The following is a 24,567-nucleotide window of genomic DNA, read 5'->3' on the forward strand; positions in this document are numbered from 1 at the left end:
CACATCCACCTAGCTGAGAGGGTCGACAGCGTCTTCTTCGTCACCTTCGCCAGCCGGCGGTGGCGGTACATCGCAGAGCGCTTTCAGGGTGATGCAAGCCTCACGCAACCACTGCGGGATCTCGGCCTCGCAGCACTGCGCTAGGAATTCTGCGATCCCCCAGTTTCCTTTCGACCAGCTGAAATAGTCCTTGAGCGCCACTACCACCTGTATCTTTGGGTTCGGGTATTTAGTCTGCAGGTGGGGCGGCCAATCCAGCAAGTCCGCAAACCGTTCGAGCGCAGCCTGGGTCGTATTCTTGAGGATCAGATCCTCGATGCCCTTCTCCTCATGCATGAACAGCCGCTCAACCTGAGCTTCGATAGTCGCCTTGGCCGGACCGGTTTGCTTGTCGCATAGGGCGAAGGTTCGCTTTCCCAAGCTTTTATACAGAGCGCCGAGATCGGCGATTTGGGTTTCAGTCCCTGCGTCGATGACGCACACGCCCAGGGCCTCCAAAGACGCGTATATCGTCGGGTTCAACTCCGACAAGCGGCGCGCGGCGACTGGGAAAGACGTCGCCTCCGTTGCGCCCTCGGCGATCAGGACGCGACGTGAGAGCAGCCCCTCGCAAAACCGAGTCCGAAACTCCTGGCGATAACGCTTATGCTTGACGCTTTCCGGCAGCTCGATCTTTGCCTGGGCCAGTTTGCCATTGCCCGTTCGCGAAAGGGTGACGGTCTCATCGAGGCTGAACTCCTCGAGGATGTACGGCGAGTGCGATGTAAAGAGCGACTGAGCCGAAAGCTTGCGTAATTCGTGGACAATTCGCTTTTGCGCATATGGCGGGATCGCCGTTTCGGCTTCTTCCATGGCAAAAATGACGTTCTGCTTATCCTCGGCGATCTGCGACAGCATCGCGAGTACCAGCATATTGATTGTCCCCGTTCCCTGCCGGAAGAAGGGCGCCGCATGGTCGCCCGTGCCGGTGGCTATGAACGCAGTAACCACCTTTCGGAGATGCTCACGTGTCAGGTTTGACACTTTAAGGTGCGGCTTCACTCCCCACTCGCGCGGCACGTAATTCTTCAGCGACTTGTCGATGCTTTCGAGCACGCCCGAGATGCCAAGGACAGGATCGCTCGCAACGTCGAAACCGGCAAGCGTTCCGATCGTCCCTTCCCACATCTGAGGCCGGATCTCCTTGAGCCGCAGGATAATGTCCAGCAGGCTGCCGTGTTCGAGACTGAGCGCGCGAGATCCGGTCCTCAACGATCGCAAGAAGAGAAAGCCGCAGTGCTGCTTATCCTTCTTAGAAAAGGAGGTCGGGGTCTCGTCCTCCGACAGGCTGCGTGTGAAGTAGGTATTGCCGACGAAGTCGTCTTCGTCAGGGTCATATTCGCCGATGAATGTGACCCGGAGCGCCGCCTTGATCTCAGCAACATCGACACCCGCTAGACTAGCCTCCTGATAGAACTCGCCGGTGCTTGTATTCAGCCACTCGACGGCGGCGCCGAAGCGCGCCTCCTGTTCTGACGACAAGTTGGTGATCGTGACCTCGACCTTGATCTTCGGGGCCGGGACAAGCTCCGCCCCTTCGGGGGCCCTGGGGTTCGCGAGAGGAAGATAGTTGCCCTCATAGAAATCGTGCTCATCAACGGGCGGCCGTCGACTGAGCCGGTCAGGCCCCAATGCGAGATCGATCGCCTCAAGTACCGACGATTTGCCGGTGTTATTGTCGCCGATCAGGACGGCATGATCAGGCAGCACGAGCTTTGCGGAGCGAATGCCTCGAAAATTTTCTATCTCAACGGAAAATATCTTCACGACTCCCCCCAGAGCCACGCGGCCTTATTGAGCCTGCGTTATCTCATAAGTTGAGTCGGCACAAAACACTCGTCTTAAACGGCGGACGTGCTTCGAAGCCGATCGCGCCGCAACAGATCCCCACCATTGGGGTGCTGCCGGTATGAATGGGTGAAAATCACTCCCACTCGATCGTCCCCGGCGGCTTACTGGTCACGTCGTACACCACCCGGTTCACGCCCTTCACCTCGTTAATGATGCGCGTGGCGGTCTCGCCCAAGAACTTCATGTCGAACGGGTAAAAGTCGGCGGTCATGCCGTCGGTGGAGGTGACGGCGCGCAGGCCGACGACGTAGTCGTAGGTGCGGCCGTCGCCCATGACGCCGACGGTCTTGACGGGGAGCAGCACGGCAAAGGCCTGCCAGATCACGTCGTAGAGGCCGTGCTTCCTGATCTGATCGATGTAGACGGCGTCGGCCTTGCGCAGGATGTCGAGCTTGTCTTTGGTGATTTCGCCGGGGCAGCGGATGGCGAGGCCCGGGCCCGGGAACGGGTGTCGGCCAACGAAGATTTCGGGCAGGCCGAGCTCGCGCCCGAGCTTGCGCACCTCGTCCTTGAACAGCTCGCGCAGCGGCTCGACGAGCTTCATGTTCATGCGCTCAGGGAGGCCACCGACATTGTGGTGCGACTTGATCGTCACCGAAGGGCCGCCGGTGAAGGAGACGCTCTCGATCACATCAGGGTAGAGCGTGCCTTGCGCGAGGAAGTCGGCGCCGCCGATCTTCTTGGCTTCCTCTTCGAACACCTCGATGAAGAGGCGGCCGATGGTCTTGCGCTTGGTCTCCGGATCGGTAACGCCTTCGAGCTCGCCCAAAAACTGTTTTGAGGCATCCACGTGCACGAGCGGGATGTTGTAGTGGTGGCGGAACAGGTCGACCACGGTCTTGGCTTCGTCGAGACGCAAAAGGCCATGATCGACGAACACGCAGGTGAGCTGGTCGCCGATCGCCTCGTGAATCAGCACGGCCGCGACCGCTGAATCGACGCCGCCGGAAAGGCCGCAGATCACCTTGCCTTTGCCGACCTGCTGGCGGATTTTTTGGATCTCCTCCTCGCGGAAGGCGCGCATGGTCCAGTCGCCGGAAAGGCCGGCGATCTTGCGCACGAAGTTGCGGATCAGTTTGGCGCCGTCGGGCGTGTGCACCACTTCCGGGTGGAACATCAGGCCGTAATATTTGCGCGTCTCGTCCTGGATGATCGCGAAGGGCGCGTTCGGCGAGGTGCCGGCCACCGAGAAGCCCGGCGGCATCCTGGTGATGCGATCGCCATGGCTCATCCAGACCTGATTCCTGCCGCCTGGTGACCAGACGTCCTCGAACAGCTTGCTCGGCGCCTTCACCTCGACATCGGCGCGGCCGAATTCGCGGTGATGGCCGCCCTCGACCTCGCCGCCGAGTTGGGCTGCCATGGTCATCTGGCCGTAGCAGATGCCCATTACCGGCACGCCGGAATCGAAGATCGCTTGCGGGGCGCGGGGCGAGCCGGCCTCATGCACCGACTCAGGCCCGCCGGAGAGGATCACCGCCTTCGGCTTCATCTCGTTGAAGGCAGCTTCGGCCTTGTTGAACGGAACGATCTCGCAATAGACGCCATCCTCGCGCACGCGGCGCGCGATCAGTTGCGTCACCTGGCTGCCGAAGTCGACGATGAGAATCTTGTCGTGCGCCGAGGCCACCGAGGGCGTCGACGCGGAGCGGTCGTTTTGTGCTGCTGTCATGGCCAGCAGATACGCGACACGGGAGCTGCCCGCAACCGCGCGGGCGCGCGCCCCACATCCTTCTTTGGGCATGGACAAAACCATATAGGTCAGCAATATTGACCTATTATGTCCTCCTCTCAAACAGGGGGCCGAACAGGGAGAACGCCATGTCACAGCACCATCAGCCATCAACGCTCGCCGCGCTCGGCCGGACCTGGGTCGAGGCCTGGAATGCGCGCGACCTCGAACGCGTGCTCACGCTCTATGACGAGGCGGCCGTGATGACGTCGGACCGCATCCCCGTCATGGGGTTCGATGCCAGCGGCACCGTGCGCGGCAAGGACGCGCTCCGCGCCTATTGGGGCAAGGCGCTCGGGCTTTTGCCGAACCTGCATTTTTCGTTGATCGATGTGTTCGTCAGCCCGGACAGCGTGGTTGTGTTCTACGAGAACGAGCGGGGCAAGCGAATCTGCGAATATCTGCGGGTGAACGCCGAAGGGCTGATCGTGCAGGGGTCGGCGAATCATTTGGCGGCATAGGCCGGTTCCGGAAGGCCGCCCCACCCTCGCCGCGGCTTCTCGGCTCGATCATTGCCGCCTCTGGAATACTGGATCGCCCGCCCCAGTGCGCAAGTGCGCACAAGGCGGGCGATGACAGCGTGAACGAGGAAGGTTCGTGACCCCCACACGCAGTGACGGAGAACGCGGTGTACGCTAACAACACTGCCGACACCGATTGGACCTCCGCCATGAAACTCCCGGCATCCCCGTTCACCGTCACCGACTGGAGCCAGGTCGAGCCCACCACGCATCCCGGCGAGACCGGCGAGGCCAAGTGGCGGACGCTCAACATCGGCGAACTCCGGGTGCGGATGGTCGAGTATTCGCCGGGCTACCTCGCCGATCATTGGTGCGATCGCGGTCACGTGCTCTACGTGCTGAAGGGCGAGCTCGACTCGGAGCTGCGCGACGGGCGCAAGTTCAAGCTGACGGCGGGGATGAGCTACCAGGTCTCGGATTTCGGCGACGCCGCGCACCGGTCCTCGACGGCGGTGGGTGCGACGCTCTTCATCGTCGATTGAGAGGCGCGAGGGCGGCCAATTTGCACCGCAAAATAGCAAGCGCGCGCGACATGCCGAGCCACGGGTGGTGCCTTGAACTGGCCCCAAATTCTCGCTATATTGTGATCATCGATACTTGGCCGAACGACTGGGCCGCTTCGCTTCGTTGCTGACGGGCGCGCACGCTTCAGATGAATTCTCCAAACATCGACTCATCAGGGACTATGGGCGCAATGCTGCGTACCGGTCTGCGTGCGTATCCTCTCTAACTAACTAAAGGACAATCCCATGGCTATGGGCACCGTGAAGTGGTTCAACACCCAAAAGGGTTATGGTTTCATTCAGCCGGACGACGGCCAAAAGGACGTATTCGTGCACATCAGCGCCGTCGAGCGCGCTGGCCTCTCCTCCCTCAACGAGGGCCAGAAGGTCTCGTTCGACATCGTCGCCGACCGCCGCAGCGGCAAGTCCTCGGCTGACAATCTCCGCGTCGGCTAACGCCGGCGCAAGGCGCTTCTGACCACCGACGTACCGGTCAGAAGCGGTTAGCGAACACAGGCCCCGCGACCGGATTCGGTTCGCGGGGCTTTGTTTTGGGCGCCGCTGGCGCGGTCAGCCCGATTTCCTCAGCACCGAAACGAAGAACCCGTCCGTCCCGGTCCGCCGCGGCGTCATCAGCCAGCCTTCATCCGATTGCAGTGCGGCCTCGCCAAAAGCCTCCGCCTTGTCCCAGAGCACGCTCGCGGTTTGCTCAGGCGGGACGACCGTGAACTCGGGATGGCGGGCGACGAACGCCCTGACCTGCTCACCGTTCTCTTCCGGCAGCACCGAGCAGGTGATGTAGGCGATGCGGCCACCCGGCTTCACCAGCGGAACCGCGCGCTCCAGCACCTCGGCCTGGTCGCGCAGGCGAATCTCCAGCGCGCCCGGCCGCATGCGCCATTTGGCGTCAGGGTTGCGGCGCCAAGTACCGGTTCCCGTGCAGGGTGCGTCGATCACGACCAGATCGGCGGTGCTGCGGATGTCGGCAAGCGGATCGGCGTCGCCCTTGGGCGTGCGGACATCGGCATTGTGGACACCGGCGCGCGACAGCCGCTCGTGGATCGGGGCGAGCTGGCGCTTGTCACGGTCGGTGGCGATCAGCCGGCCCTTGCCCTGCATCAGGGCGGCGAGCGCCAGCGTCTTGCCGCCGGCGCCGGCGCAGAGGTCGATCACCTGCTCGCCGGGTTTTGCCGCAGTGAATTGGGCTGCAAGCTGCGATCCCTCATCCTGCACCTCAATGGCGCCCTTGATGAAATCCTCCTCGGCCTGGATGCCCGGGTTGCGCGCATCGGCCGAAAGCTCGATGCGGAGGCCGGTTGCGGACCAAGGCGTCGGTTTTGCATGAAGATGAGCAAGTGCACGCAGCACCTTGTCCCGATTGGATTTTAGCGTGTTGACGCGCAGGTCGAGCGGGGCCCGGCTCGCCATCGCCGCGGCCTCGGCGGCACGGTCCTCGCCGAACACTTTTCCAAGGTGGGGATCAAGCCAGTCTGGATAGTCGCCGGCCACGGCGGCGGGCGCATCTTTCAGGGAACGCGAGGCGAGCGCGGCCTGCTCGGCTTCCGTCAGCGGCTCTGGCGCAAACCGGCTGCCGTCGAACATCGCGGCCATGGTGGCCGTATCCATGTTTCGCTCGAGGCGGAGCATGCCGATCAGCCGCGCCCGCGCGGTATCGGCATCCATCAGGTACGCGCTCGAGGCGTAACGGCGCAGCACGTCCCAGACCAGGCCGGCGATGGCGGCGCGGTCGCCGGAACCGGCGAAGCGGTGCGCGGTGCCCCACTCCTTCAGCGCCTTGGCCGCAGGCACGCGGTCCTTCTCGATGGTGTCGATCAGTTCGATGGCTGCGGACAGCCGGGCAGCGGGCGTCATTTCAAATCTTTCAAAAAAGATTGGCGCACAAGCGCCTAGATCAGCAAGAGCAGCTTCAGCGCGAAATAGATCCACATCGCCAACAGCACCAGCACGCCGGCGAGCCAGACCGTGGAGCGCCGGCCGAGATCGTTGGAGGAGACGAAAACGCCGGCATGGGCAAAGCGCGTCACCACGAACACCCAGGACATCAGCACGATGAAGAGATCGGCACGGCGCAGCGGCAGCGCCAGTGCGATCAGGACGTAGAACAGCACCGGCAGCTCGAACTGGTTGCGGTAGCAATTGGCGATTTGTGTGGCGCCCTTGGGCCAGTTCGGCTCGCCCAGCGCAATGTCGCGGATCTTGGTCTCGCCCGAGACCAGCGTCTTGCGGCGCGCGACAACCATGCCGATCAGGAGCGCGAAGGTGAGAGCGACCTGCACGAAGACCGGCAGCAGGACCATTTGAACGGACATCGGAACTTTCCCGGGAGGCGAAATGCCGCCGACCGTCATTAGCTGCGACTTTTGGCGCTGACAATGAACGACTTGAACCGGCGTTCCCGCTCTCGCGATCAAAGGTCGATCGTTAAAGCGATTTCGGCCCCCGCGGGCCGCGAGGCGAGAGACCGCCATGCCGACCGCATCGCCTCGCCGCTCGCCGGCGCCCTCGCCCGCAGGACGGCTATACGATCCGCTATCGCGCGCTTTAAACTTTGTTCGTGCGACGCATGCCCGCACCGTCATCGTTCCGACGCGTGACAACGGGTATGATGAACGCATGTCCGAATTTCGCCTCACGCAGATTTCCGACACCCATCTCGGCCGGCGCTTTCCCGGCCTGATCGCCAACTTCCACCGCCTCAGCGAGCACATCGACGCCAACAGGCCCGATCTCGTCATCAATACCGGCGATGTCTCGTTCGACGGCCCGACCAGCGTGGATGACGTCGCATTCGCGAAAAGCCTGCACGATGCCCTGCCCATCGCCTGCCGCTATCTCCCCGGCAATCACGACATCGGCGACAATCCAACCATGATTGGACCGGCGCCGAAGCCGCCGGTCAGCGAGGCGCACCGCCGACAATTCTGCGACATCATCGGCGAGGACCATTGGGCGTTCGAGGCTGCCGGCTGGTGCTTCATCGGCCTCGATTCACTTGTCATGAATGCAGGGCTCGCCTTCGAGGCCGAACAATTCGACTGGCTGGCCCGCGAGATCGCGCGCACCACGGGAAAGCCGGTCGCGCTGTTCCTGCACAAGCCGCTGTTTCTCAACCTGCCGGACGATCCCGAAACGCCGGAAACCGCGATCCGCTACGTGCCGCAGCCGGCCCGGGCGCGACTGATCGAGATGTTCGAGCGCGTCGATCTCCGGCTCATCGCCAGCGGTCATGTGCACCAGCGGCGCGAGTTCACCTATCGCCTCACCCGCCATGTCTGGGCGCCGTCGGCCGGCTTCGTCATCAACGATGCGCGCCAGGACCGGATCGCGATCAAGGAAGTCGGGCTCGTCGAGTATCGTTTCCAGCCCGACAGTTTTGAGGTCCGCCACATCAGGGCCGCGGGCCAGGTCGATGTCGACATCGAAGAGCTCCTTGCCCTAATGGGCGACGAGCACTAATGCCTGCTTGACGGCTCGGGCGACGCTCTTGAGATCCTGCTGGATCGCAGCCAGCAAGGATTGCAGCGCCTCGCTGTTGACCGGCTTGGCCGTGGGATCCTTGGTAGGCTGGACCTTGGCCGGCTGGGCGGCTTGGACCGGACGCTTCGGGAATGGCGGCGGCGGCGGCATCGAGGGACCAACGACATCGCCCTCCTCGTCGACATGCACGAACTTGCCATGGATGACGTCGTTACGCCGGCCCATGACGAACATGGTCGCCCAATAGCCGGCTGCCAGCAGCATTACGCAGAAAATACCAATCTCTAACATCGCAGCACCTAAAATATGCGCGATGATTCAATGCCTTCACCTCGGGGTCAATGAACACGGGTCACACCTGCGGCTTTTGCCTCAAGGTGTGACCATTTGGTGACTCTTTCTTAACCATACCCGCCGGCGTGTGGCCCCGGCGCAGCTAGACTTTGTCAGGTCCGACCCGCACCAGCTGCTTGCCGAAATTGGCGCCCTTCAAGAGGCCCATGAAGGCGCCGGGCGCGCTCTCCAGGCCCTCGGTGACGAACTCCTTGTATTTCACCTTGCCCTCCCGGACCCAGGCCGATATGTCGCGCAAGAAATCGCCATGGCGCGCGGCGAAGTCGGAGACGATAAAGCCGCGGAAGGTCAGACGCTTGGTGAGGATGTTGCGCATCAAGGATGCGGCCCATTTCGGCGGCTTGGCCTCGGTGTCGTTGTAATGCGCGATCAGGCCGCAGACCGGCACGCGCGCGAAGGGGTTGAGCAGCGGGAACACCGCCTCGAACACCGCGCCGCCGACATTCTCGAAATAGACGTCGATGCCACCAGGGCAGGCATCCTTGAGCTTTGCCGCGAGATCGGGGCTGCGGTGATCGATGCAGGCATCGAAGCCGAGTTCCTTGACGACGTAATCACACTTGTCCTTGCCGCCAGCGATGCCGACCGCGCGCGCGCCCTTGATCTGCGCGATCTGGCCGACGGCCGAACCGACCGCACCGGAGGCGCCGGCGACGACGACGGTCTCGCCCGGTTGCGGCTTGCCGATGTCGAGCAGGCCCGTATAGGCCGTCATGCCGGGCATGCCGAGCACGCCGATCGAGGTCGAGATCGGGCCGAGCTTGGGATCGACCTTGATCAATCCTTTGCCGTTCGAGATCGCGTGGGTCTGCCAGCCGGAGCGGATGCGCACGATATCGCCGACCGCGAAATCAGGATTGTTGGACGCCGCGACCTCGCTGACCGCCTCGCCTTCCATCACGCCGCCAATCGGCACCGGTGCGGCGTAGGATGGCCCCTCGCTCATGCGCCCGCGCATATAGGGATCTAGCGACAGCCAAATCGTGCGCAACAGGACCTCGCCTGCCGCTGGCGTCGGCACCGCGAATTCCTCCAGACGAAAATCAGACGGCTTGGGTTCGCCGACGGGACGCGCGGCGAGAACGATGCGTTTGCCTTGGGACATGATGGCTTCCTCCGGAGTTTCTTCGTTGCAAGCGAAGCGGAGGGAGCGAGGCGCGTCAATACAAAAGCAGTGGAGAGGGTAGTCGGGGAGGCATGCGCCGTTCTCGTGTCCCGGACGCGCCGCAGCGCTCTTGCGCTGCTGCGCAGAGCCGGGACCCACGCAGCACGGATGATTGCCCAGTATGGAAGAACGCTGGGCCCCGGCTCTGCAGCGCACCCGCTGAAAGAGCGCTGCGCTGCGTCCGGGGCACGAGAGCGAAAACGACTAACCGCCGCCCGGATAGTTCGGCGCTTCGCGCGTAATGGTGACGTCGTGGACGTGGCTTTCGCGCAGGCCCGCGCCGGTGATGCGGACGAACTGGGCCTTCTGGTGCAGCTCCTTCATGTCGCGCGCACCGACATAGCCCATCGCGGCGCGCAAGCCGCCGGCGAGCTGGTGCATGACGTTACCGACCGGGCCCTTGTAGGGTACCTGGCCCTCGATGCCCTCAGGCACGAGCTTGAGCGCGTCCTTGATGTCCTGCTGGAAGTAGCGATCGGCCGAGCCGCGCGCCATCGCGCCGACCGAGCCCATGCCGCGATAGGCCTTGTAGGAGCGGCCCTGCCACAAAAACACTTCGCCCGGCGTCTCGTCGGTGCCGGCGAGCAGCGAGCCGACCATGGCGATGTCGGCGCCGGCGGCAAGCGCCTTGGCGAGATCGCCGGAGAACTTGATGCCACCGTCGGCGATCACTGGAACGTCGGACTTCTTCGCGGCTTCCACCGCATCCATGATCGCGGTGAGCTGCGGCACGCCGACGCCGGCGACGATGCGCGTGGTGCAGATCGAGCCCGGGCCGATGCCGACCTTGATGCAATCCGCACCCGCGTCGATCAGTGCCTGCGCGCCTTCGGTGGTGGCAATGTTGCCGGCAACGACCTGCACGGAATTGGAGAGACGCTTGATGCGGTTGACGGCGTGCAGCACGTGGCGCGAATGGCCGTGCGCGGTGTCGACGACGACGAGGTCGACGCCGGCATCGATCAGGCGCTCGGTGCGCTCGAAGCCGGTGTCGCCGACAGTGGTGGCAGCAGCAACGCGCAGGCGGCCCTGCGCATCCTTGCAGGCGAGCGGATGGGCGACCGCCTTTTCCATGTCCTTTACGGTGATGAGGCCGACGCAGCGATATTGCTCGTCGACCACCAGCAGCTTCTCGATGCGATGCTGGTGCAGCATCCGCCGCGCCTCGTCCTGGCTGACATTCTCGCGCACCGTGACGAGATTTTCGTGCGTCATCAGCTCGGAGATTTTCTGCTGCCGGTTGGTCGCAAACCGCACGTCGCGGTTGGTGAGAATGCCGACCAGCTTGCCCGGCGTGGACTTGCCGGCGCCGGTGACGACGGGAATGCCGGAGATGCCGTGATCGCTCATCAGCTTGAGTGCGTCGTCGAGCGTCGCCTCGGGGCTGATGGTGAGCGGGTTCACCACCATACCCGACTCGTAGCGCTTGACCTGCCGCACCTGGGCAGCCTGCCCGTCGGGGTCGAAATTGCGATGGATGACGCCGAGGCCGCCGGCCTGCGCCATGGCGATCGCCATACGCGCCTCCGTGACGGTGTCCATGGCGGAGGCCATGATCGGGATGTTGAGCGGAATGGCGCGGGTGACGCGGGAACGGATGTCGACCTCGCCCGGCATGACGTCCGACAGGCCAGGCTTCAACAGCACGTCGTCGAACGTGAAGGCTTCGCGAATGCCTTGAAGTTGCACCGTGGCCATCTGCCAACTCCTTCCTGCGGCCCTGCCGCAAATAGCTATGGATGAGCGCCGCCCTCGGCGTGCCTTGCGGCATCGCCGGAGAATCGGAGCCCATCGGTGGGGTTGACGCGGGTCGATAGCACGGCCGCGTGACGAATCAAAGCAATTCGGACCGCCGGACAGCCATGCACAGGCTTTTTGGGCAGATTCAGCGGGGATAGCCTGTGCGCGCCCCCACCCACCGTCATTCCGGGCTGGCGCCAGAAGGGGCGCCCGGCAATGACGAGGGAGCGAGACTCCCCGGGGTGCAACCGTTGAAGCGGGTCACACCGTTACGCGGCATTTAGGTGCTATGCGTTGTTGCGCAATGGTCCCGGCCTGACGGGGGTGATAAGCCGCAAGTCCACTCTTCCTTCCGATTTTCATTACCATTCCGTCATGGTCGACAAGCAACGCGTCATTCCGCTGATCGTGGCCACTGCTCTCTTCATGGAGAACATGGACTCGACGGTGATCGCCACCTCGCTGCCGGCGATCGCGGCCGACATCGGCACCAGTCCCCTGACGCTGAAGCTCGCGATCACCTCCTATCTGCTGTCGCTGGCCGTGTTCATCCCGGCGAGCGGCTGGACCGCCGACCGCTTCGGCGCGCGCATGGTGTTCGCAATCGCGGTCGGCGTGTTCATGGTCGGTTCGGTCGGCTGCGCGCTCTCGACCTCGGTCACCGATTTCGTGTTCGCGCGCATCCTGCAAGGAATGGGCGGGGCCATGATGACGCCTGTTGGGCGTCTCGTGCTGCTGCGTTCGGTCGACAAGAGCGCGCTGGTCAACGCGATGGCCTGGGTGACGGTCCCTGCCCTGATCGGCCCGGTGATCGGCCCGCCGCTCGGCGGCTTCATCACCACCTACGCCTCCTGGCACTGGATCTTCCTGATCAACATCCCGATCGGGCTGCTCGGCATCTTCATGGCGCTGCGCTTCATCGATCCCATCAAGAGCGAGACTCAGGAACCATTCGACCTCTACGGCATGATGCTGGCGGGCATCGGACTGGCCGGCATCGCGTTTGGTCTCTCCGTCGCCGGGCTCAACCTGCTGCCCTGGAGCACGGTTGCCGCGCTGGTGGTGGGCGGCGCGATCTCGATGGCGCTCTACGTCATCCACGCAAGGCGGACGGGATCGCCGGTGCTGGATTTTTCGCTGCTGAAGCTGCCGACGCTACGCGCGGCCGTGCTCGGCGGCTTCATGTTCCGGCTCGGCATCGGCGCGCTGCCCTTCCTGCTGCCGCTCCTGATGCAGATCGGCTTCGGCCTGTCGCCGTTCCACTCCGGCCTCGTCACCTTTGCCTCCTCGCTCGGCGCCATGGGCATGAAGACGCTGGCGGCGCGCATCATCCGCGCCTTTGGCTTCCGCAATCTGATGACGGTGAACGCGATCATCAGCGCATTCTTCCTCGGCGTCTGCGCGCTGTTCACGGTGACGACGCCGCTGCTCATCATCATGGTGATCCTGGTGGTCGGCGGCTTCTTCCGCTCGCTGGAGTTCACCGCCATTAACACAGTCGCCTATGCCGATGTCGAGACCGCCCAGATGAGCCGGGCCACCACGCTGGTCAGCGTCAACCAGCAGCTCGCGGTCTCCGCCGGCGTCGCCGTCGGCGCGGCCTGCGTCGAGACGACCATGTGGTTCAGTCATGTCAGCGAGCTCGACGCCACCGTGTTCGCGCCGGCCTTTGTCGTGGTCGCGCTGACCTCGGCGGCCTCTAGCTGGTTCTTCTGGCAGATGCCCGCTGACGCCGGTCACGAGATCTCCGGCCGCAAGGCGGCGGAGATCGCAAGCCGCAAAGGTGCCGGCAAGGGCGCAGAGAAGGCAGCGCTCAAGGCAGCGAGCGAGGATACCCAGGACGTGCGGGATCAGCGGCTGGGGTGAGTTCCTTCGGTCATTCGGGGCGATGCGGAGCATCGAGCCTGGAATCTCCGGAATCTATTGTGCCGCGGAGCGCGAGGAGAAATGGATTCCCGGCTCGCCTCTTCGAGGCGCCCCGGAATGACAGCGCTTGTGGTTACGCCTTCGCCTCGCCCCGAAAGCCCGTCGCCAGCACGTAGCGTTCCGAGGAATCCTGGCGGCTCGCGGCCGGCTTGACGTGACGCACGGCGGTGAAATCGCGCTTGAGCTGGGCGAGCAGATCGGCGTCGGCACCGCTCTGGAAAGTCTTTGCCAGGAACGTGCCGCCGGGCTTGAGCACGTCGCAGGCAAAGGCCGCCGCGGTCTCGATGAGACCGACGATGCGGAGCTGGTCGGTCTTGCGATGGCCGGTGGTGTTGGCCGCCATGTCCGACATCACGACGTCGGCGCCGCCGCCCAGCATCGCGGTGAGCTTTTCGGGGGCGTCATTGTCCATGAAGTCGAGCTGCGCGAAATCGACGCCCGGGATCTCAGGCATCTCCAGCAGGTCGATCGCGACGACTTTGCCCTTGCCTTCCGTGGAGCCGACGCGCTTGGCGGCAATCTGGCTCCAGCCGCCGGGCGCTGCACCGAGGTCCACCACAGCCATGCCTGGCTTGAGAAGACGGAACTTGTCGTCGATCTCCAAGAGCTTGAACGCCGCGCGCGAGCGATAGCCCGCCGCCTTGGCTTTCGCGACATAGGGATCGTTGAGCTGCCGCTCCAGCCACAGCTTCGACGAGAGCTTGCGCTTGCCGCCGGTCTTGACCTTGGTCTTGACTTGGACGTGCAAGCGGCCGGTGGTGTCCTTGGCCATCTCACCAGCTCCTGAGGGCGCCGTCCTCGCGCATCATCTCGACCAGCATGCCTTCGCGTAAGCCCCGATCGGCGACGCGCAGACGCGGCAGCGGAAAGGCGCGCCTAATAGCATCGAGAATGGCGCAGCCGGCGAGCACGAGATCGGCACGCTCGATGCTGATGCAGCTGTTGCCGGCACGCTCCTCGTAGCTCATGCCGAGCAGCTTGTTGATGGTCGCGGTGATGTCGGAATCGTTCATCCAGATGCTGTCGATGCGACGGCGGTCGTAGCGCGCGAGGTTGAGATGGATGCCGGCGAGCGTGGTTACCGTGCCGGAGGTGCCCAAAAGATGCATGTCGGCGAGATCGCCGCCATGCTGCCCCGCAAACGGCGCGACGTGGCTCGCAACCTCCTGCTCCATCGCGGCATAGATCTCCGACGTCACGTCGCGGCCGCCGAACTGCTCGGCGAGGGTGACGACGCCAAGCGGGATCGACATCCAGGCTTTTATGCGCGGCTCGGGATTTTCCGGATCGCGCTCGATCCGCACCAGTTCGGTCGAGCCGCCGCCGATATCGAACAGGATCGCACCGCGTCCTCTGGGGTCCACCAGCGGCGAACAGCCGAGCACGGCGAGCGCCGCCTCCGTCTCGCGGTCGATCACCTCCAGCTCGATGCCGGTCTCGGCCGCGACACGGCTGCGGAAACCTTGCGCATTCGAGGCTGCGCGGCAGGCCTCGGTCGCGATCAGGCGCAGCCGCCGCGCCTTGCGCAAATTGATCTTGTCGCGGCAGATGCTGAGCGCCGCGATGGCGCGCTCGATCGCCGCCTCGCTGATGCATCCCGTTGCCGAGACGCCCTCGCCGAGCCGGATGATGCGCGAGAAGGAATCGACTACGCGAAAGCCGTCCTGGGTCGGACAGGCGATCAGGAGTCGGCAATTGTTGGTGCCGAGGTCCAGCGCCGCATAGACGCCGGTTCCCGGCGCCTGCGCGCCGACGGCCGGTACAGTGGCCAACGCCACCGCCGCCATCGACCCCTCCAGCTCACCGTGCAGCCCAAGGCCATCGCGGAGCCGCGTGTGGTCATTCATACAAACTGTCTTTCCGCGACCCATCGGGCCGATCTGGAATTGCTTTTCGCCTGAAACATTAGCAGCGCAGCAGGTCTGCGCAACATCGCATCACATGGGACCATGCCCATTCGTGCGTTGTCGTGAACGGGGCCGTGGGGTATTTCAGTGAGGTCCGGTCTCCCGCTGCCGCGAAAATGCGCAAATACCGGTTTTCAGGTCACTCCATGCAAGAACATACCAAATCGTCCGCGCTCGAAAACGCTATTGCACTGCAAAAATATGGCGTCGGGCAGCCCGTCCGACGTAAGGAGGACGACACGCTGGTGCGCGGCAAAGGCCGCTATACCGACGATTTCAACCTGCCCGGCCAGGCCTATGCCGTTGTCGTCCGCTCCACCCACGCCCATGGCATCATCCGCCGCATCGGCATTGATGCCGCCAAGGCGATGCCGGGCGTACTGGGGGTGTGGACCGGCACCGATCTCGATGCAGCCGGCTACGGCCCCTTCACCTGCGGCCTGCCGCTGAAGAGCCGCGACGGCTCGCCCCTGCTTCAGACTAACCGTCAGCCGCTGGCGACCGACAAGGTCCGCTTCGTCGGCGATCCCGTCGCCTTCGTGGTGGCAGAGACGCTGGCCCAGGCGCGCGATGCGGCCGACGCCGTCGAGCTCGACATCGAGCCGCTGCCGGCAGTGACGGACCCCGAGGAAGCGGCCAAGCCCGGCGCGCCGCAGCTCTACGACCATATCCCGAACAACGTCGCGCTCGACTACCACTATGGCGACATGGAGAAGGTGAACGCGGCGTTTGCCAGCGCCGCCCACGTCACCAAGCTCGACATCGAGAATACCCGCGTCGCCGTGGTCTCGATGGAGCCGCGCGTGGGGCTTGCCTCCTACGACAAGAAGACCGAGCGCTACACGCTTCAGGTGCCGACGCAGGGTGTCGCCGGCAACCGGGCCAATCTCGCCAAGAACCTGAAAGTGCCGAACGAGAAGGTACGCATCCTCACCGCCAATGTCGGCGGCTCCTTCGGCATGAAGAACATCAACTATCCCGAGTACATGTGCATCCTGTACGCGGCGAAGGCGCTGGAGCGGCCGGTGAAATGGCTGGACGAGCGCTCCACCAGCTTTCTCTCCGACAGCCACGGCCGTGCACAAAAAATCCATGCCGAGCTCGCACTCGATGCCGAGGGGCATTTCCTCGCGGCCAAGCTCTCCGGCTACGGCAATCTTGGCGCCTATATAACCGGCGTTGCGCCGGGGCCGCTCTCGCTCAATACCGGCAAGAATTTTTCCAGCGTCTATCGCACGCCGCTGATGGCGGTCGACATCAAGACGGTTTTGACCAACACCACGCTGATGGGCGCCTATCGCGGCGCCGGTCGGCCCGAGGCGAACTATTACATGGAGCGGCTGATCGACCGCGCCGCCGACGAGATGGGCATCAACCGGCTGACCTTGCGCAAGCGCAACTTCATCAAGCCGGACCAGATGCCGTTCGCGGCCTCCTCCGGCGTCACGTATGACAGCGGCGACTTCCAGGCCGTGTTCAACAAGGCGCTCGAAATCTCCGACTACGATAATTTTGCGAAGCGCAAGAAGGAGAGCAAAAAGGCCGGCAAGCTGCGCGGCATCGCGGTCGGCTCCTATCTGGAGGTCACGGCGCCGCCGAGCCCCGAGCTCGGCAAGATCGTGTTCGACCCTGACGGCACCGTGCAGCTCGTCACCGGCACGCTCGATTACGGCCAGGGCCATGCGACGCCGTTTGCGCAAGTTTTGAGCGAGCAGCTCGGGGTGCCCTTCGAGCGCGTCAAGCTCGTCCAGGGCGACAGCGACATCGTGCACACCGGCAACGGCACCGGCGGTTCGCGCTCGATCACCGCGAGCGGCATGGCGATCGTGGGAGCCGCCAAGCTCGTGATCGAAAAGGGCAAGCGCGCCGCCGCGCACATGCTGGAGGCGTCCGAGGCCGACATCGAGTTCGAAGGCGGCCGCTTCACCATCGCTGGCACCGATCGCAGCATCGATATCATGGAGCTGGCGCAGCGCCTGCATGGTGGCAAGGTGCCGGAGGGCGTGCCTGACAGCCTCGACGTCGACCACACCAGCGAGCCGGTGCCGTCGGCCTTCCCGAACGGCTGCCACGTCGCCGAGGTCGAGATCGATCCGGAGACCGGCGTGGTGCAGATCGTGCGCTACAGCGCGGTCAACGATTTCGGCACGGTGATCAATCCGATGCTGGTCGCGGGCCAGCTCCATGGCGGCGTCGTCCAGGGCATCGGTCAGGCGCTGATGGAGCAGATCCGCTACGACGACAGCGGCCAGCCGATCACGGGCTCACTGATGGACTACGCGCTGCCGCGCGCCGAGGACGTGCCGAACATGACGGTCGGCGATCATCCGGTGCCGGCCACGACCAATCCGCTCGGCAGCAAGGGCTGCGGCGAAGCCGGCTGCGCCGGCAGCCTGTCGACGGTGGTGAACGCGGTACTTGACGCGCTTTCAGAGTACGGCATCAACCACATCGACATGCCGCTCACGCCGGAGCGGGTGTGGCGGGCGATCCAAGAGGCGAAGGCCAAGGCGGCGTAAGGGCCTCTCTCGCAGACCGATCACCTGCCGTTTCCACGCGCAAACTGTCATCGCCCGGCTTGCCGCCTTCGCCAAGGCTTCGGCGGGCCGAGCACTCCTGTGGGCCTCGGCGTAGCCTTGGCGGAGCCGGGACCGGGCGATCCAGTACTCCGAGACGGTTGTGGTTTTCTTGATGGCCGCGGCGTACTGGGTTCCCCGCCTTCGCGGGGAATGACAGCGAATGTGAGGACGCGCCGTGCGCCTTCCCTACGCCGCAGCCTGCTCGCGTGGCTGATAGATCGCGGTGTGCTGGCAATGCGCCAGCGGCGTGGTGCCGTTGGCAACAACCAGCGCGTCGAGCTCGACGAAGCGGTGGCCCTTCTTCTCGTAATTCGCGGTGACTTTTGCCCGCGCGGTGATCTCGTCGCCAGCGCGCGCGGCCGCCAGCAATTGCATACGGCTACCGACGTGAATCCACGGACCCAGAATGGTGTTGTCGACCAGCACGCGGTTGATGACGCGCTGGATCAGGCCGGGATGGCCGAGCCTCTCGCGTGCGAAGATCGGATCGGTCTCCCTGATATCGGCGAGATAGTCGGCCGCATCCTGTTCAGCCCAGCGGCGCGGAAGCGTGCCCAGCCATTTCCCCGTTTCGAACGTCGCCGGACTGACTGGCGTGCGCTCGCCAACAACAGGCACCTCGACATAGTCGCTCAGCGAAATCGTCGGCGCCGCCGCTGGCAGCGTGGCCGTGCCCGTCGCACAAAGCTCGGTGCGACTGAACACCTCGATCGTCAGCAGGCCATTGTGCTCGGTGGCATCGACATCGGCGGTCTCGCCGTCATAGACCGGCTTGATGAAGCGCGCCTCGACCAGTCCACGGGTGAGGAAATCGCGGCCCCAGCGGGCAATCGGCACGTGCATCATGTAGGCGAAGACATCGACGCCCGGCACCAGCCCGCCGGAAAAGCCGAAACGGCGCGCCACCGTGTCGTCGTGCATCTTGTTCTCGGACTGCTTTGCAGTGTTGTAGGCCTGGACGCGATAGGTTTCGAGCCGGTCCGGCATGGCTGGCGTTCCCGTTCTTGTTGTTTCGGAGCTGATCGTAGAGCCCAGGGAACACCGGTCAATCCCCTCGCCTTTGCGGCCCGAATGGGGTACCACGCGGCCAATGACTGACACCCCCACTCGCATCTATATCGATGCCGACGCCTGTCCGGTGAAGGACGAGATCTACCGCGTCGCGCTCCGCCACGGCGTGCCCGTGAGCGTGGTTGCCGGCAATTTCATCCGCGTGCCCCAAGATCCCCTGATCGAGCGCATCGCCGCCGGTCCGGGCATGGACGCGGCCGACGACTGGATCGCGGAGCGCGCCAAGCCCGGCGATGTTGTCGTGACATCAGACATTCCGCTGGCCAGCCGTTGCGTCAAGGCGGGCGCCGACGTGATCGCACCAAACGGCAAGCCGTTCACGGAGGAATCGATCGGCATGACGTTGGCGGTGCGCAACCTCATGACGGATCTGCGTTCGGCCGGCGAAGTCACCGGCGGCCCGCGCTCGTTCGCGCCGCGCGACCGTTCCGCATTCCTCTCGGCGCTGGACCAGACGCTGCGCCGGATTCAGCGCCGCCGCGCTGATGCGGCCGCAACCAGTCAGAGCTGACCATGGCGCCGCCGCTGATCCAACTGAAAGACATCAGGCTGACGTTTGGCGGCACGCCGCTTTTGAGCGGCGTCGAGCTCAATGTCGCGCCAAGCGAGCGCGTCTGCCTGATCGGCCGTAACGGCTCCGGCAAGTCGACGCTGCTCAGGATCGCCGCCGGGCTGGTCGAACCCGATGGCGGCACGCGCTTCGTGCAGCCTGGCGCTACCGTGCGCTATCTGCCGCAGGAGCCGGACTTCGGCGAGCACAAGACCACGCTCGCTTATGTCGAGGCAGGCCTCGCGCCCGGCGACGACCTGCACCAGGCGCGTTATCTCTTGGAACAGCTCGGTCTCACCGGCGAGGAGAACCCGCATAACCTCTCTGGCGGCGAGGCCCGTCGTGCCGCGCTCGCCCGCGTGCTGGCGCCCTCGCCCGACATCTTGCTGCTTGACGAGCCGACCAACCATCTCGATCTCTCCACCATCGAGTGGCTGGAAAAGGAGCTCGACAGCCGGCGCAGTGCGCTGGTGCTGATCAGCCACGACCGCCGCTTCCTCACCAACCTGTCGCGCTCCACCGCCTGGCTCGACCGCGGCAAAATCAAGCAGATCGACCGCGGCTTTGCCTCGTTCGAGGCTTGGCGCGACGAGGTGCTGGCGGAGGAAGAGCGCGACCAGCACAAGCTCGACCGCAAGATCGTCGACGAGGAGCACTGGCTGCGCCACGGCGTCTCCGGCCGGCGCAAGCGCAACGTCAAGCGCCTCGCCAATCTGCATGCGCTGCGCGACCAGCGTCGCAATTATCGCGGCAGCGCCGGCAGCGCCAATCTGGCAGCCGCGGAAGCCGAGCAGTCCGGCAAGCTGGTGATCGAGGCCAAGGGCATCACCAAGGCCTATGGCGAGCGCAAGATCGTCGAAAACTTCTCCACCCGCATTCAGCGCGGCGATCGGCTCGGCATCATCGGGCCGAACGGCGCCGGCAAGACCACCCTGGTCAACCTGCTCACCGGCGGCACGCAGCCGGATTCCGGCATTGTGCGGCTCGGGGCCAATCTCGAGATGGCAACGCTCGACCAGCACCGTGAAAGCCTCGATCCGAAGTCGACGCTGGCTGAAGCGCTGACCGGTGGCCGCGGCGATCACATCATGGTCGGCGGCAAGCCGAAGCATGTCGTCGGCTACATGAAGGACTTTCTGTTCGCACAGGAACAGCGCGGCACGCCGCTTGAGGTGCTCTCCGGCGGCGAGCGTGGCCGGCTGATGCTGGCCCGCGCGCTGGCAAAGCCCTCGAACCTCCTGGTGCTGGACGAGCCGACCAACGATCTCGATCTCGACACCCTCGACGTGCTCCAGGAGATGCTCGGCGATTACGAGGGCACGGTAATCCTGATCAGCCACGACCGCGATTTCCTCGATCGCGTCGTCACCTCCGTGATCGCGCCCGAGGGTAACGGCAAATGGATCGAATATGCCGGCGGCTACAGCGACATGCTGGCGCAGCGCGGCGCGGACCTCAAACGTGATACGGCAAAGGTGCAGGCCTCGGCGGAGAAGAAAGAGGAACGGCCAGCTGCTCCCGCTGCCGCACCAAAGCGGCGCCTGAGCTTCAACGAGAAGCACGCGCTGGAAACGCTGCCGAAGAAGATGGAAGCGTTGCAGGCCGATATCGCCAAGCTGCAACGCGTGCTCGACGATCCCAACCTCTACACCAAGGATCGTAAGAAGTTCGACGACACCTCCGCCGCCATCGCCAAGGCGCATGAAGAATTGTCTGCTGCCGAAGAGCGCTGGCTCGAACTTGAAATGCTCCGCGAAGAGATTGAACAGGCATAGCGCGTATTCCGCAAAAGTGGGCACCGGTTTGCGATTGGAACACGCGCCAACGAAAGGACTTCCATGACCACCCCCCTCGCCGCAAAAATCGCCCGCGAATACGGCACGCCCTGCGCTGTCATCGACATGGACAGGGTCGAGCGCAACATCGCGCGCATCCAGAAGGCCTGCGATGATGCCGGGATCGCCAATCGTCCCCACATCAAGACACACAAGAACCCGACGATTGCAAAAATGCAGGTTGCGGCCGGCGCCAAGGGGATCACCTGCCAGAAGCTCGGCGAAGCCGAGATCATGGCCAATGCCGGCATCGACGATATCCTGATCAGCTACAATCTCCTGGGCGAGGAGAAGATGGCGCGGCTCGGAGCGCTCCAGGCGAAGGCCAACATGACCGTGGCCGCCGACAATTCGACGGTCGTCGCAGGGCTCCCCAAGGCAGCCGCCGCATCAGGCCGCCCGCTCTCGGTCGTGGTCGAATGCGACACGGGCCGCAAGCGCGCCGGTGTCGAGACGCCGGCCGAAGCAATCGCTTTGGCGCGGGAGATTGCCGCGTCCAAAGGACTGCAGTTCGCCGGCTTCCTGATGTATCCGACCGAGACCGGCTGGGCGGAGGCGCAAAAATTCTACGACGAGGCGCTAGCTGGCGTGCGCGCGCACGCGCTGGACGCGAAGATCGTCTCCACTGGCGGTACGCCGAACCTGAAGAACCTCGGCAAGCTCAAGGGCGGCACCGAGCACCGCTTCGGCACCTATATCTACAACGACCGTATGCAGGTCGCCGCCGGCGTCGCCAGTTGGGACGACTGCGCACTGCACATCTATTCGACGGTGGTGAGCCGCGCTGCGCCCGAGCGCGGCATTCTCGATGCCGGTTCGAAGACGCTGACCACGGACACCGGCGGCCTCGACGGTCACGGCCTGATCCTGGAGCATCCCGAGGCGAACATCGCGCGCTTTGCCGAGGAGCACGGCTTCCTCGACCTCTCCCGCAGCAACACGCGGCCCAACGTCGGCGATGTCGTCCGCATCGTGCCGAACCATGTCTGCGTCGTCGTCAACATGATGGATGAGGTCGTGATGGTGCGCGGCGAGGAGATCATCGGCACACTGCCGGTCGCGGCGCGGGGGAAGCTGCGCTAGCGGCCGATCAGGGCCTGGAGCTCTCTGTCCAGCCCGTCGCGGAAGAGCTTGATCGGCCGCTCCAGACGGCCGGCGGGCGCGCGATGGATCATCCATGCGCGCACGGCGGGTTTGAAGTCGCGCGCAGCGACGGCCTTGAGCTTGTCACGAAACGCGCTGTGCTTCAGCGCGATCGGAGTGACCAGCCCGACGCCGAGGCCGCGCGACACCAGCGAGAGGCGCAGTTCGCTGTCCAACGCCTCTACCGCGATATTGAACGGCAGATGCGCGGCATCGAACTTTCGTTTCAGCGTATCGCGAAACCCGCAACCGTCCTGGTTGATCACCCAGGATAGCTGCGACAGTCGTTCCAGGTCGACGATGCGCGGAATCTTCATGTCGCGCGCGACGACAAACACAACCGGCTGCGCCCCGAGATCATCGGCAACGAGATCGGCAGGCGGCACGGCTCCGTCAGGCAGACAGATCGCGGCGGCATCGAGTTCGTTGCGACAGACACGTTCGAGCTGGTTTGGCGACCAACCCGAGACAACACGCACGGCAAGTAAGGGAAATTCGGCGCGCACAGCATCGAGCGGTCCGGTCAACCCTGCCTCCGAGAGGAACGGCGTCAGACCGAGCCTGAACTCGCCACGCACCATGCCGTCATCGGCAACACCCGACTTGAGGTCGTCCAGCATCCTGAGCAGGCGCCGGCCCTGCTCATAGGCCTCGTGGCCCGCCGCCGTCGGTTTCAGCGGCTTCGACAGTCGATCCAGGAGCTGTGCCCCCAGCATCTCCTCGAGATTCTGGATACGACGCGTCACGCCGGGCTGCGTGAGATTGAGACGTGCCGAGGCCGCGACGATCGATCCGGTCTCGACCACCGCGACGAACGCGACAAGGTCATGGGTGTTCATGAGCAACTCGCATATTCTTTATAGTCTTATTTGAATTGTAGCATAATGATGCTTCCGCTTAAAGGGTCCCGCACCAGAGCTGCGAGGATCCATGACCATTTCCGAAGCAACCAAGCCGGCGTCTCGAAGCCAACTCGCCGAGCGGCCCCTGATCTGGCTCGGCGCCATCACCGCCGGTGTCGTCGTCACCGATCTGTTCGCGCCGCAGATCCTGCTCGGACTGATTGGCCGGTCACTGTCCATGACTGCGTGGCAGGCCGGCCTGATCAGCACGCTGACATTGCTCGGTTATGCCCTCGGCCTGCTGCTGCTCGTGCCTCTGGTCGATCTCGTCGAGAACCGGCGACTCATCCTGCGGACGCTCGGCTGTGCCATCCTCGCCGCGCTTGCAACGGCACTTGCGCCGACGCCCTCGTTCCTGCTGCTCGCCACCTTCATCCTCGGCGCGTCCTGCGCGGCGATCCAGATGATGGTTCCGCTGGTCGCATCCATGGTGCCGCCGGACCGTCGCGGTCAGGCCATCGGCGAGGTGATGGGCGGATTGATGATCGGTATCCTCTTATCACGGCCCGCGGCGAGCCTGATCGCGGATCTCTGGAATTGGCGCGCCTATTACGTCGTCTCCGCCGCGCTGATGGCGCTGCTTTCCGGCGCGCTTGGCCGCTACCTTCCAACGCTTCAACCGACAGCACACGCGAGCTACGGCGAATTGCTCCTATCCTTTCCAAGGCTGCTGCGGGATGAGCCCGTGCTGCGGGTGCGCGCCTGGACCGCATCGCTTGTCATGGCTTCCTTCACCGCGTTCTGGTCGGCGGTCGCACTGCGGCTGCCCGATGCTCCATTCGGCCTCGACGCCAAGGGAATTGCTGCGTTCGCGCTGATTGGCGTGGCTGGCGCTGCGGCAACACCGATCGCCGGCCGCTGGGGCGACAAAGGCAGGGCGCGGCCGATGTTCCTTGCGGCCCATCTGCTCATCATCGGCTCACTCGCGCTTTGTGCCTGGGCGGGCATGCTGGAATCCCGCATCACCGCACTGCTGCTGTTGAGCCTTGGCACGATCCTGCTCGACGTCGGCATCACCACCGACCAGACGCTCGGCCGCCGCGCCATCAACCTGCTGCGACCGGAAGCACGCGGCCGACTGAACGGCCTGTTTGTCGCGCTGTTCTTCTTCGGTGGCGGCGTCGGCGCCGCGGCGGCTTCCCTGGCCTGGAGCTATGGCGGCTGGACCATGGTTTGCGCCGTCGCAGCAAGCTTCGGCGTGTTGGGCCTCCTCACCAATCTCGTCTCTAGGACCGGCACGTTATGATCGGG

The 24,567-nt window shown here is 64.4% G+C and carries 21 protein-coding genes; 10 read left to right on the forward strand and 11 right to left on the reverse strand.

Annotated features, from left to right (window positions below):
• Positions 1 to 9: 9 nt before the first annotated feature.
• Positions 10 to 1,806, reverse strand: a complete 1,797-nt coding sequence (locus IVA87_RS02660) for an AAA family ATPase (protein ID WP_247332658.1) — start codon at positions 1,804 to 1,806, stop codon at positions 10 to 12.
• A gap of 157 nt (positions 1,807 to 1,963) precedes the next feature.
• Complete coding sequence (guaA, locus tag IVA87_RS02665; RefSeq protein ID WP_247304393.1) at positions 1,964 to 3,562, reverse strand: glutamine-hydrolyzing GMP synthase; 1,599 nt, start codon at positions 3,560 to 3,562, stop codon at positions 1,964 to 1,966.
• A gap of 149 nt (positions 3,563 to 3,711) precedes the next feature.
• Here guaA and IVA87_RS02670 point away from each other — a divergent pair, with 149 nt between their 5' ends.
• The 3 genes from IVA87_RS02670 to IVA87_RS02680 all read left to right on the forward strand — a co-directional run bounded on the left by IVA87_RS02670 (position 3,712) and on the right by IVA87_RS02680 (position 5,102).
• Positions 3,712 to 4,083 (forward strand): nuclear transport factor 2 family protein, encoded by a 372-nt coding sequence (locus IVA87_RS02670; RefSeq protein ID WP_247304395.1) that lies wholly within the window; start codon positions 3,712 to 3,714, stop codon positions 4,081 to 4,083.
• A gap of 209 nt (positions 4,084 to 4,292) precedes the next feature.
• Positions 4,293 to 4,625: a DHCW motif cupin fold protein gene (locus IVA87_RS02675; RefSeq protein WP_247304397.1), complete on the forward strand. Its 333-nt coding sequence runs from the start codon at positions 4,293 to 4,295 to the stop codon at positions 4,623 to 4,625.
• A gap of 267 nt (positions 4,626 to 4,892) precedes the next feature.
• Positions 4,893 to 5,102: a cold-shock protein gene (locus IVA87_RS02680; RefSeq protein ID WP_008141931.1), complete on the forward strand. Its 210-nt coding sequence runs from the start codon at positions 4,893 to 4,895 to the stop codon at positions 5,100 to 5,102.
• A gap of 114 nt (positions 5,103 to 5,216) precedes the next feature.
• Here the strand turns inward: IVA87_RS02680 and IVA87_RS02685 are convergent, their stop codons facing one another.
• Both IVA87_RS02685 and IVA87_RS02690 read right to left on the reverse strand, forming a co-directional pair.
• The gene (locus IVA87_RS02685; protein ID WP_247304399.1) at positions 5,217 to 6,518 is read right to left on the reverse strand and encodes an RsmB/NOP family class I SAM-dependent RNA methyltransferase; all 1,302 of its coding nucleotides are present in this window, start codon (positions 6,516 to 6,518) and stop codon (positions 5,217 to 5,219) included.
• 35 nt (positions 6,519 to 6,553) lie between these two features.
• Positions 6,554 to 6,976, reverse strand: coding sequence for an MAPEG family protein (locus tag IVA87_RS02690; RefSeq protein ID WP_128262063.1), 423 nt, complete (start codon positions 6,974 to 6,976; stop codon positions 6,554 to 6,556).
• Between the two features lie 304 nt (positions 6,977 to 7,280).
• Between IVA87_RS02690 and IVA87_RS02695 the strand changes: the two genes are divergently transcribed.
• Positions 7,281 to 8,123, forward strand: coding sequence for a metallophosphoesterase (locus IVA87_RS02695; RefSeq protein ID WP_247332660.1), 843 nt, complete (start codon positions 7,281 to 7,283; stop codon positions 8,121 to 8,123).
• Here IVA87_RS02695 and IVA87_RS02700 read toward each other — a convergent pair.
• From IVA87_RS02700 to guaB, 3 genes are all read right to left on the reverse strand, one after another.
• Positions 8,103 to 8,435: a hypothetical protein gene (locus IVA87_RS02700; protein WP_247304402.1), complete on the reverse strand. Its 333-nt coding sequence runs from the start codon at positions 8,433 to 8,435 to the stop codon at positions 8,103 to 8,105. The genes IVA87_RS02695 and IVA87_RS02700 overlap by 21 nt on opposite strands.
• Positions 8,436 to 8,580: 145 nt before the next feature.
• Positions 8,581 to 9,603 (reverse strand): NADP-dependent oxidoreductase, encoded by a 1,023-nt coding sequence (locus tag IVA87_RS02705; RefSeq protein ID WP_247332662.1) that lies wholly within the window; start codon positions 9,601 to 9,603, stop codon positions 8,581 to 8,583.
• A gap of 264 nt (positions 9,604 to 9,867) precedes the next feature.
• Complete coding sequence (gene guaB, locus IVA87_RS02710; RefSeq protein ID WP_247304405.1) at positions 9,868 to 11,361, reverse strand: IMP dehydrogenase; 1,494 nt, start codon at positions 11,359 to 11,361, stop codon at positions 9,868 to 9,870.
• A gap of 417 nt (positions 11,362 to 11,778) precedes the next feature.
• Here guaB and IVA87_RS02715 point away from each other — a divergent pair, with 417 nt between their 5' ends.
• A complete protein-coding gene (locus tag IVA87_RS02715) occupies positions 11,779 to 13,269 on the forward strand; it encodes an MFS transporter (protein WP_247304406.1) in 1,491 nt (496 codons plus the stop codon).
• 133 nt (positions 13,270 to 13,402) lie between these two features.
• Here the strand turns inward: IVA87_RS02715 and IVA87_RS02720 are convergent, their stop codons facing one another.
• Positions 13,403 to 14,101 (reverse strand): RlmE family RNA methyltransferase, encoded by a 699-nt coding sequence (locus tag IVA87_RS02720; RefSeq protein WP_247304407.1) that lies wholly within the window; start codon positions 14,099 to 14,101, stop codon positions 13,403 to 13,405.
• 1 nt (position 14,102) lies between these two features.
• Complete coding sequence (locus IVA87_RS02725) at positions 14,103 to 15,176, reverse strand: Ppx/GppA phosphatase family protein (RefSeq protein WP_247304408.1); 1,074 nt, start codon at positions 15,174 to 15,176, stop codon at positions 14,103 to 14,105.
• 206 nt (positions 15,177 to 15,382) lie between these two features.
• Between IVA87_RS02725 and IVA87_RS02730 the strand changes: the two genes are divergently transcribed.
• A complete protein-coding gene (locus tag IVA87_RS02730) occupies positions 15,383 to 17,755 on the forward strand; it encodes a xanthine dehydrogenase family protein molybdopterin-binding subunit (RefSeq protein WP_247304409.1) in 2,373 nt (790 codons plus the stop codon).
• Positions 17,756 to 18,001: 246 nt separating this feature from the next.
• Here IVA87_RS02730 and IVA87_RS02735 read toward each other — a convergent pair whose 3' ends face one another.
• On the reverse strand, positions 18,002 to 18,802 hold the full coding sequence (locus tag IVA87_RS02735; protein WP_247304410.1) for a hypothetical protein: 801 nt from the start codon (positions 18,800 to 18,802) through the stop codon (positions 18,002 to 18,004).
• A 103-nt stretch (positions 18,803 to 18,905) separates the two neighbouring features.
• Here IVA87_RS02735 and IVA87_RS02740 point away from each other — a divergent pair, with 103 nt between their 5' ends.
• The 3 genes from IVA87_RS02740 to IVA87_RS02750 all read left to right on the forward strand — a co-directional run bounded on the left by IVA87_RS02740 (position 18,906) and on the right by IVA87_RS02750 (position 22,354).
• Positions 18,906 to 19,397, forward strand: a complete 492-nt coding sequence (locus tag IVA87_RS02740) for a YaiI/YqxD family protein (protein WP_247304411.1) — start codon at positions 18,906 to 18,908, stop codon at positions 19,395 to 19,397.
• 2 nt (positions 19,398 to 19,399) lie between these two features.
• Positions 19,400 to 21,211, forward strand: coding sequence for an ATP-binding cassette domain-containing protein (locus tag IVA87_RS02745; protein ID WP_247332663.1), 1,812 nt, complete (start codon positions 19,400 to 19,402; stop codon positions 21,209 to 21,211).
• 63 nt (positions 21,212 to 21,274) lie between these two features.
• Positions 21,275 to 22,354 (forward strand): D-TA family PLP-dependent enzyme, encoded by a 1,080-nt coding sequence (locus tag IVA87_RS02750; RefSeq protein ID WP_247304414.1) that lies wholly within the window; start codon positions 21,275 to 21,277, stop codon positions 22,352 to 22,354.
• On the opposite strand, the gene IVA87_RS02755 is transcribed toward IVA87_RS02750, so the two are convergent.
• Complete coding sequence (locus IVA87_RS02755; protein ID WP_247304417.1) at positions 22,351 to 23,253, reverse strand: LysR family transcriptional regulator; 903 nt, start codon at positions 23,251 to 23,253, stop codon at positions 22,351 to 22,353. The two genes, IVA87_RS02750 and IVA87_RS02755, sit on opposite strands and share 4 nt — an antisense overlap.
• A 91-nt stretch (positions 23,254 to 23,344) precedes the next feature.
• On the opposite strand from IVA87_RS02755, the gene IVA87_RS02760 reads away from it, so the two are divergent.
• Positions 23,345 to 24,562, forward strand: a complete 1,218-nt coding sequence (locus tag IVA87_RS02760; RefSeq protein WP_247304419.1) for an MFS transporter — start codon at positions 23,345 to 23,347, stop codon at positions 24,560 to 24,562.
• The last annotated feature ends 5 nt before the right edge of the window (positions 24,563 to 24,567 follow it).

It is taken from the genome of Bradyrhizobium sp. 147 (genome assembly GCF_023073935.1).
Lineage (GTDB): Bacteria > Pseudomonadota > Alphaproteobacteria > Rhizobiales > Xanthobacteraceae > Bradyrhizobium.